This window comes from Nocardioides sp., assembly GCF_036401255.1.
Taxonomy (GTDB): Bacteria; Actinomycetota; Actinomycetes; order Propionibacteriales; family Nocardioidaceae; genus Nocardioides.
In genome coordinates this window covers 1-8,997 of record NZ_DASWVI010000346.1, presented here as the reverse complement: position 1 = coordinate 8,997, position 8,997 = coordinate 1, and the positions used below count along the sequence as shown (strand labels likewise).

7 protein-coding genes are annotated in these 8,997 nt (G+C 72.7%); all 7 read right to left on the bottom strand.

Translation table 11 applies throughout. From position 1 onward, the window contains the following. Window positions 1–204: 204 nt before the first annotated feature. Entirely contained in the window at window positions 205–1,959 is a 1,755-nt protein-coding gene (locus tag VGD85_RS16095) for an LpqB family beta-propeller domain-containing protein (protein ID WP_331064448.1), read from the bottom strand. Continuing rightward, window positions 1,956–3,539, bottom strand: a complete 1,584-nt coding sequence (gene mtrB / locus VGD85_RS16090; RefSeq protein WP_331064447.1) for an MtrAB system histidine kinase MtrB — start codon at window positions 3,537–3,539, stop codon at window positions 1,956–1,958. The genes VGD85_RS16095 and mtrB overlap by 4 nt, the downstream gene beginning before the upstream one ends. A gap of 54 nt (window positions 3,540–3,593) precedes the next feature. Then, the gene (gene mtrA / locus VGD85_RS16085; RefSeq protein ID WP_331064446.1) at window positions 3,594–4,319 is read right to left on the bottom strand and encodes an MtrAB system response regulator MtrA; all 726 of its coding nucleotides are present in this window, start codon (window positions 4,317–4,319) and stop codon (window positions 3,594–3,596) included. Window positions 4,320–4,512: 193 nt separating this feature from the next. After that, entirely contained in the window at window positions 4,513–5,943 is a 1,431-nt protein-coding gene (gene ahcY / locus VGD85_RS16080; RefSeq protein WP_331064445.1) for an adenosylhomocysteinase, read from the bottom strand. Between the two features lie 175 nt (window positions 5,944–6,118). Continuing rightward, window positions 6,119–7,063 carry a DUF808 domain-containing protein gene (locus tag VGD85_RS16075; RefSeq protein WP_331064444.1) on the bottom strand — a complete coding sequence of 315 codons (945 nt, stop codon included), beginning with the start codon at window positions 7,061–7,063 and terminating at the stop codon, window positions 6,119–6,121. Window positions 7,064–7,102: 39 nt separating this feature from the next. Then, the gene (locus tag VGD85_RS16070) at window positions 7,103–8,257 is read right to left on the bottom strand and encodes a TIGR04053 family radical SAM/SPASM domain-containing protein (protein WP_331064443.1); all 1,155 of its coding nucleotides are present in this window, start codon (window positions 8,255–8,257) and stop codon (window positions 7,103–7,105) included. Further along, window positions 8,254–8,997: protoporphyrinogen oxidase (gene hemG, locus VGD85_RS16065; RefSeq protein ID WP_331064442.1), on the bottom strand; the 744-nt coding region annotated here is incomplete at its 5' end. The genes VGD85_RS16070 and hemG, both read right to left, overlap by 4 nt.

Sequence of the window (8,997 nt, the reverse complement as noted above, 5' to 3'; positions counted from 1 at the left end):
GGGGACGGGCGTCGGCCAGGCGGGCGCCGCGGTCTCGGGGAGCAGCGCCGCGCACGCGGCACACAGGGCCCGCCCGGGCCGGGCACAGCCGACGCAGGCCCCACCGAGGAGCAGGTCGAGCGACCCGTCGAGGACGTCGCGGAGCACACCCGATCGCAGCAGGTCGCCACGCGCGGCTCAACCGGACGAGCGAGGCCTGTGGAATCAGCCGGCGTAGACCAGCTCGGTGACGCCCTTCTCGATCGGGGTGACCCGCTGGTCGGCGCTGGTGATCTCGACGAGACCCTCCCGGGTCAGGCCGAAGACCGGCTCGTCGCCCGCCGGCGACCCCGCGAGGCCGATGAGCCGACCGGCGACGCTCACCGCGGACGGCTCCTGCCCCGACGGGGACCCGTCGACCGTGGCGATCTCGACCGACGCCGGCGACGTGCTCACCGCGGGCCTCAGCACCGCGACGCTGGTCGGGCTCCGCCAGGCGATCGCACGGATCGGCAGCGTCGAGTCGGCGTTCCCGATACGCCGGGCGCGCGTCGCGCCGAGCACCCGCCCGGTGCCGTCGTGCTGGATCCGGCTGACGACCAACCGGTCGCCGGCGGCCCGGCGGACGACCGCGACCAGGCGAGTGCCGTCCCGGGAGACCAGGAAGGAGCGGACCTGCTCGCCGGAGATGCCGGGCACCTCGAGCGAGCGCACGGTGTCGTCACGGACGTAGGACACGCGGGCGCCGCGACCGGTCCGGTCGACGAGCCACATCCGCCCGGAGAAGTCCCAGGCGGGCTTGAGGAAGTCGGTCCCGTCGCTCACCACGGTCCGCACCCCGGTGTCGGCACCGGAACCGAGCCCGCCGACGAGGACCGTCGTACCGCCTCCGGCGACGCCGGCCACCTCGCTCGCGTCGAGGCTCACGCCCACCGACCGCAGGCCGAGCTCGCGGGCCCCCAGGTCGCCGTCGACCGGCGTGAGACCGCTCGGGGTCCCCGACACCAGGCCGCCGCGGCGCAGCCCGTAGAGCAGCGGGCTGGCCTGGAACCCGGCGGGGTCGTACTGCGCGCCGCCGTCGACCCGGTACGACGAGACGCCGCCGGGCAGCGGCACCGGGTCACCGCCGACGGACAGTCGGATGCTCTCGATCGCCGGGTCCTGGCGCAGCGTCCACGCCAGCTGGGCCAGCATCAGCTTGATGGTCTCCGCGGTGAGCGGGCCCACCTCGCCGGAGAGCAGGATGTCGGCCAGCCCGGCGTCGGACACGGTGACCCCGACCGCGACCTGCAGCCCGGCCGGCGTGAAGGTCTGGGCGACCCGGTCCAACCCCCCGGAGGGTCCGAGCAGCAGGGCCCGGGTGACCGCGGAGGCGAACTGGTCGCCGCGGGGGGCGAAGACCGGCTCGGGCACCAGGATCGACGCCGTGGGGTCGAAGAAATAGAGCGAGACCTGCCGGAAGTACTGCTGGAACCAGTCCTGCGGGACGATCAGCGCGTCCGGCAGGTCGGCGATCCGCCACTGGCCGTCCTGCAGGGACAGTCCGAACGTGATCTCGGTGCGCCGGTCGGGGAGCGGGCCCTGCCAGGCGCCGCGACTGTCGAGGTGGTTGGCGCCGTCGAGCGAGATCGTGACGCGGCCGCGCCGCTCGAGCGGGGTCGGCGAGACGGGATAGGTGATCGTCTCCTGCTGCGGGTTCCACGCGGCCGCGGCGTCGGCGGTCAGGAACTCGCGGGCGACCTTCGTGCTGATCGGCGTCTTCTGCATGGCGATGAGGAAGCCGCGGACGATCTCGGCGCGCGTGGCCCCGGCCTGCGGCGGCATCGGGTCGAAGGACACCCCCGTGTCGGTGGACACGTCGCCCTCGGACCGGGTCTCCACCACGGGGCCGTTCTGCGGGAGCCGGACGCAGCCGCTCACGACCGCAGCCACCACGGTGAGCACCAGGACCGGCAGCAGCGCCGTACGCCGCCGGGTCACGAGACCGGCTCCGAGACGTCCGCGGGCACGAGCGGGAGCGGGCTGTGCCGCAGCACCGCTCCGGCGCGGCGGGGCAGCGTGAGCCGGAACTGGGCACCCTCGCCCGGCCGGCCCCAGGCCTGGAGCCAGCCGCCGTGCAGGTGGGTGTCCTCGAGGGCGATCGAGAGACCCAGCCCGGTCCCGCCGCTGGTGCGGGCCCGCGCGGGATCGGCCCGCCAGAACCGGTTGAACACCATCGAGGCCTCCCCCGGCGCCAGCCCGACCCCGTGGTCGCGGACCGCGATCGCGGCCGCGTGGTCGTCGCCGGCCACGTGGATGACGATCCCCGCGCCCGGCCCGTCCGCGGCCGCGTGGTCGATCGCGTTGGTCACGAGGTTGCGCACGATGCGCTCGATGCGGCGTACGTCGCCCTCGGCGAGGCACGCCTGGTCGGGAGCTCGGACCTCGACCCGCACGTGGCGCTGCTCGGCCAGCGGCCGCGTGACGTCCACGATCCGGTGCGCGACGTCGACCAGGTTGACGTCGTCGAGGTCCAAGATCGCGGCACCGGCGTCGAAGCGGCTGATCTCCAGCAGGTCGGCGAGCAGCGTCTCGAACCGGTCCAGCTCGGTCTGGAGGAGCTCCGCGGCCCGCGCGGTCGCGGGGTCGAACGCCTCGCGCGCGTCGTGGAGGACGTCGCCGGCCATCCGCACCGTGGTCAGCGGGGTGCGCAGCTCGTGGGAGACGTCGGAGACGAACCGGCGCTGCACCCGGCTCAGCTCCTCGAGCTGGCGGATCTGGCGCTGGAGGTTGCTGGCCATCTGGTTGAACGAGGTCGCCAACCGGGCCAGGTCGTCCTCGCCGGACACCCGGAGCCGCTCCTGGAGCTGACCGGCCGCCAGCCGCTCGGCGACCTTGCGGGCCAGGCGGATCGGCGTGACGACCTGCCGGGTCACCAGCCAGGTCATGCCGGCGACCAGCACCAGCAGCAGCACGCCGGCCGTCAGCAGCGCCCGGGTCACCAGCGCCAGCGTCTCCTCCTGCTCGTCGAGCGGGAAGAGGTAGTAGAGCGTGTAGCGCTCGGCGTCCGAGGGCAGCAGCACCTGGGAGCCGACCGCGATGCCGGGCTGCTCGGTGCGCACCCCGTCGGTGATCGTGCGGATCGTCGTGTACGTCCAGGCGGTCGAGGTGGCCTGGTCGAAGTGCCGCTCGAGGGCGTCGGGGACGCTGGTGGTGTCCAGGCCGCTGGTCCGGTTCGCGCCGCCGTCGGAGATCCGGCTGCCGGGCTCGGTGGGCCCCACCAGGATGACCGAGAACCCTCGCGTCTCGCCCCGCTGGATCAGCGTCCCGGCGAGCGAGCGCTGCTGGCCGAAGGCGTCGCTGTCGATGCCGGGCGCCGACTTCAGCAGGTCGCGCGCCTCCGCGGTCTCGTCGTTCGCCTCCGCCACCACGGCGTCGACGCGGTGCTCGAGCAGGCCGTCTCGGGTCTGCTGGAGGAGGAACCAGCCGACCACGCTCACCACGCCCGCCGAGAGGATCAGCGTGCTCGCGACGACACGGGCCTGGATCGAGCGCCGCCAGAAGGTCAGCCCTCGGCGCACGGACTCCGGTAGCCGGTGGGAGCTCCCCGGGGAGCGCAGGCGGGCCACGGCGTCCTACGCGGTCCCGGCCTTGTACCCCACGCCGCGGACCGTCACGACGATCTCGGGGTTCTCCGGGTCGTGCTCGACCTTGGAGCGCAACCGTTGGACGTGGACGTTGACGAGCCGGGTGTCGGCGGCGTGCCGGTAGCCCCAGACCTGCTCGAGCAGCACCTCGCGGGTGAAGACCTGCCACGGCTTGCGCGCCAGGCACACCAGGAGGTCGAACTCCAGCGGCGTGAGGTTGACCCGCTCGCCCGCCCGGGTCACCGCGTGCCCCGCGACGTCGATCGTCAGATCGCCGATCGTCAGCGTCTCCTGGCTCGGCGCGTCGAACCGGCGTACGCGGGCCCGGATCCGCGCGACGAGCTCCTTGGGCTTGAACGGCTTGACGACGTAGTCGTCGGCGCCCGACTCCAGGCCGACGACGACGTCGACGGTGTCGCCCTTCGCCGTCAGCATCACGATCGGGATGCCCGACTCGGCGCGGATCTCCTTGCAGACGTCGATGCCGTCCTTGCCGGGCAGCATCAGGTCCAGCAGCACCAGGTCCGGCCGGTACTCGCGGAACGCCTCCAGGGCCAGGTCGCCGCGCGCGACGATCCGGCTCTCGAAGCCCTCCTGGCGCAGCACGATCGTGAGCATCTCGGCCAGTGAGGCGTCGTCGTCGACGACGAGGATCCGCCCCTTGGTGTAGGTCTCACCGCCTGGAGCGCCGGGTGCGCCGACGGGCTCAGTCATGCCCTCCATCTTGCCTTAGTGCGCCTCGCCTGAGCGTGCGAGGGCGAGGAACACGCACGGAGATCGAGGAGCCGCGCGACCGACGAAGGAGGTCGCGACCGGCGTATCGAGATCCGGTGAGCCGAAAGTCGGCACCGCGTGGTCTCGAGACGCCGGTCGTTCCTCAGGGCTGGTCGAGGCGACGAACCGCCGGTCAGTACCGGTACTGCTCGGGCTTGTACGGGCCCGCGACGTCGACGCCGAGGTACGCCGCCTGGGTCTCGCTCAGCCGCGTGAGCTTGACGCCCAGCGCGTCCAGGTGCAGGCGCGCGACCTCCTCGTCGAGGTGCTTGGGCAGCACGTAGACGCCGACCGGGTACTCCTCGGTCTTGGTGAAGATCTCGATCTGGGCGAGCACCTGGTTGGTGAAGGAGTTCGACATCACGAACGAGGGGTGCCCGGTCGCGTTGCCGAGGTTCATCAGGCGGCCCTCGGAGAGCACGATGATGGACTTCCCCGTCGGGAACGTCCACACGTCGACCTGCGGCTTGACGTTCTTGCGCTCCGCGACGCCGGGCGCCTCGAGGCCGGCCATGTCGATCTCGTTGTCGAAGTGGCCGATGTTGCCGACGATCGCGTTGTGCTTCATCGCCCGCATGTGGTCGACGGTGACGACGTCCTTGTTGCCGGTGGCGGTGATGATGATGTCCGCGATCGGGAGGGCGTCCTCGAGGGTCGTGACCTGGTAGCCGTCCATCGAGGCCTGCAGCGCGCAGATCGGGTCGATCTCGGTGACGATCACCCGGGCGCCCTGGCCGCGCAGGGACTCCGCGCAGCCCTTGCCGACGTCGCCGTAGCCGCACACCACGGCGACCTTGCCGCCGATGAGCACGTCGGTGGCCCGGTTGATGCCGTCGATGAGGGAGTGGCGGCAGCCGTACTTGTTGTCGAACTTCGACTTGGTGACCGAGTCGTTGACGTTGATCGCCGGGAAGAGCAGCGTGCCCTCGCGCATCATCTCGTAGAGACGGTGCACCCCGGTGGTGGTCTCCTCGGTGACGCCCTTGATCGAGTTCGCGATCGGGGTCCAGTGGTTGGCGTTCTTCGCGAGTGCCGCGCCGAGCACCTCGAAGATGATGCGCTGCTCGGCGCTGGTCGCCGTCGCCGGGTCGGGCGCCTGACCGGTCTTCTCGGCCTGCACGCCGAGGTGCACGAGCAGGGTCGCGTCACCGCCGTCGTCGAGGATCATGTTCGGCAGCGCGTCGCCGGGCCAGTCGAGGATCTGCTGGGTGCACCACCAGTACTCCTCGAGGGTCTCGCCCTTCCACGCGAAGACCGGGACGCCCTGCGGGTCCTCGGGGGTGCCGTTCGGGCCGACCGCGATCGCGGCGGCCGCGTGGTCCTGGGTGGAGAAGATGTTGCAGGAGGCCCAGCGCACCTCGGCGCCCAGGGCGACCAGGGTCTCGATGAGCACCGCCGTCTGGATCGTCATGTGCAGCGAGCCCGCGATCCGGGCGCCCTTCAGCGGCTGCTCGGCCGCGTAGCGCTCGCGCATCGCCATCAGGCCCGGCATCTCGTGCTCGGCGAGCTGGATCTCGGTGCGGCCGTAGTCGGCCAGGGAGAGGTCGGCGACCTTGAAGTCCATCGGTTGTCTCCTCGGGAGGGTGGAGTCCGGGTCTGCGTCGTGCATCTGCACGTCTGGGGATCTCCCACGCGGACCCGGCAAGCGTAGGACGGCGATCGCCGGTTGACGGAATCCTCGCGACCCCGCCCCGCGCCGGTGGGACCGGACGTCGAGTGCAGAAGTCCCGAGTCAACGGTCAGTGGGCGGGGGCGTGCTTCCTGCCGAACGGCAGCAGGTGGACGACGACCAGGACGAGCCCGCCCACCACCAGGCCGAGGACGGCCGAGGCGACGGTGTTGACCAGCCAGCCGAGCGCTCCCCCGACCCCGGAGACGGCGTCGTGGACCTTCTCCTCCAGGTGGTGCACCGCGTCGTACGGCGCGTGCCAGCCCAGCTCGTCGAGCCCCACCAGCTCGATGTGGCCGCCGACCCACAGCATCGCGGCCGTGCCGACGACCGAGATCGTGGCGAGCAGCCGCGGCATGAACGCCACCAGCCCGCGACCCAGCCGCTGCAGGCCGGCCGAGCTGCGCTGGGTGAGCGCCAGGCCGACGTCGTCGATCTTCACGATGACGCCGACGACGCCGTAGACCGCGATCGTGATCACGATGGCCACGACCACCAGGATCAGCAGCCGGCTCAGGAACGGTTCGTCGGCCACCTCGTTGAGTGCGATGACCATGATCTCCGCCGACAGGATCAGGTCGGTGCGGATCGCGCCGCTCACCATCGCCTTCTCGGCGTCCGCGCCCGCCTCGGCGACCGGGGCGGCGTGCGCCTCGTGGCCGCGGATCCGGCCCCACACCTTCTCGGCGCCCTCGTAGCAGAGGTAGCCGCCGCCGAGCATCAGGATCGGCGTGAGCAGCCAGGGCAGGAACTGGCTGAGCACCAGCGCGACCGGGAGGATCAGCAGGAGCTTGTTGCGGATCGAGCCCACGGCGATGCGCCGGATCATCGGCAGCTCGCGGTCCGCGGTGACGCCATGGACGTACTGCGGGGTCACCGCGGTGTCGTCGACCACCACGCCGGCGGCCTTGGTGGTCGCGCGGCCCGCGGCGGCGCCGACGTCGTCGACCGAGGCGGCGGCCAGGCGCGCGAGCGCGGCGACGTCGTCGAGCAGCGCGAACAAGCCTCCAGCCATGACCCGAAGGCTATCGGGCGGCGCGCAACGCGCCGGTCGTCAGGCCAGCGCCGGCTGGTAGGTGCACGCGGAGTCCTCGGCGAGCGGGTCGCCGGTGTCGGCGTACGCGCGGGCGCGCGAGCCGCCGCAGAGGTCGGCGTACTCGCACCGACCGCAGCGACCGCCGAACTCCGCGGCCCGGATGCTGCGCAGCACCTCGTTGTCACGGTAGATCTCGACCAGCGGCCGTTCGCGCACCGAGCCGAGCGGCAGCGGGAGGAAGCCGGCCGGGTAGACCTGCCCGTCGTGGGCGACGAACACGATGCCCTTGCCGTCGCGCGTGGACACCGTGTGCGCCGTCGACCGGCCGACGGGCGGGCCGAGCCGCTCGACGAGCCGGCCGCGCAGCCGGAGGTAGGGCTCCTCGACCGGCGCCGGGCCGCCCGCCTTGCGCTGCACGACCACGCGGCGGAAGAACGGCGCCTCGACCGTGCGGACGGTGAACCCGTAGTGGGAGCAGTCGTAGAGGAAGTGGCAGACCTGCTCGTGCTCCGCCGGCGTGATCGCACCGGTGGCCTCGCCGCGCCCGACGTGGACGAGGAAGAAGACCTCCCAGATCGCCACCCCGGTCTCGGCCATGATCGCCGCGATGTCGGCGAGCTCGTCGAGGTTGGACCGCATCACGGTGGTGTTGATCTGGACCTTCAGGCCGGCGGCGACGAGGGCCCGGATCGCCGGGATCGTCTCGTCGAAGTGGCCGGGGATGCCGCGGACGCCGTCGTGGGTGGCGGGGGTGGCGCCGTCGAGGCTGAGCGAGACCGCCTTGACCCCGGCGTCGACCATCTGCTGGATCGCCTCGGGCGTGAGCCGCGGCGTCACCGACGGCGACATCGCGACCGGGACGCCGAGGCTGTTGGCGTAGGCCACCATCTCGAACACGTCCGGCCGGAGCAGGCAGTCCCCACCGGTGAGGATCAGGATCGGGTAGGGCCGTCCGAACCCGGCCACCTGGTCGATCAGCGCCCGGCCCTCGGCACCGGTGAGCTCCCCGGGCAACGGGTCCGGCGCCGCCGAGGCACGACAGTGGCGGCAGGCCAGCAGGCACGCGCGGGTGACCTCCCAGAACACCAGCATCGGCCGCTGGGCGTAGTCGACGCTGCGGGGCAGCTCGAGGCCGCCGGGGTGACCGCCGGGGTGACCGGTCGGGTGGCTCATGCGGAGGCTCCTTGCGTGGTGAGCAGGCTGGTGGCCGTCGCAGCGGCCTGGGCGACGCAGCCGGCGAGGCCGACCCCGCGGTACGCCGCGCCGGTGAGGCGCAGGTCGGGGACGGCGGCGAGCTGGGCGTCGAGCGCCGCCAGCCGGGCGGCGTGCCCGACGACGTACTGCGGCATCGCACCCGGCCAGCGCTGGACGACGCGGTCGACGGGGGCCGCGCGGATGCCGAGCATCCGGGCGAGCGCCGCACGGACCTCCCGTTCCAGCCGCTCGTCGTCCATGGTGAGCCAGCGGGTGTCGCCGGACCGCCCGACCATCGTCTTGATCAGCACCAGGTCGTCGTCGGGTTGCGGCCATTTCTGCGAGAGCCAGCTGCACCCGACGACCAGCTCGTGCTCGACCGGCGGCACGAGGAAGCCGGTGCCCGGCGGCAGCGGCGGCACCTCCTCGCGCCGGAAGGCCAAGGTCACGTTCGCGACGTCGACGTGGTCGATGGACCGCAGCAGCCCGGCGGCACCCGGGGCGACCTCGGCGAGCAGGTCGGCGGTGACGTACGCCGGCGTCGCCAGCACGACCTGGGCGGCGGTGAACGTCCCGGCGGCGGTGGACACGCTCCAGCCGCCCTCCGGGCGGCGCTCGAGGCCCCGGGCGGCGGCACCGGTGACGACCGTCTCGGGGCCGAGCTCCTCGGCGAGGCGCGCCGTGAGGACGGACAGGCCGCCGCGCAGCGAGACCAGCGG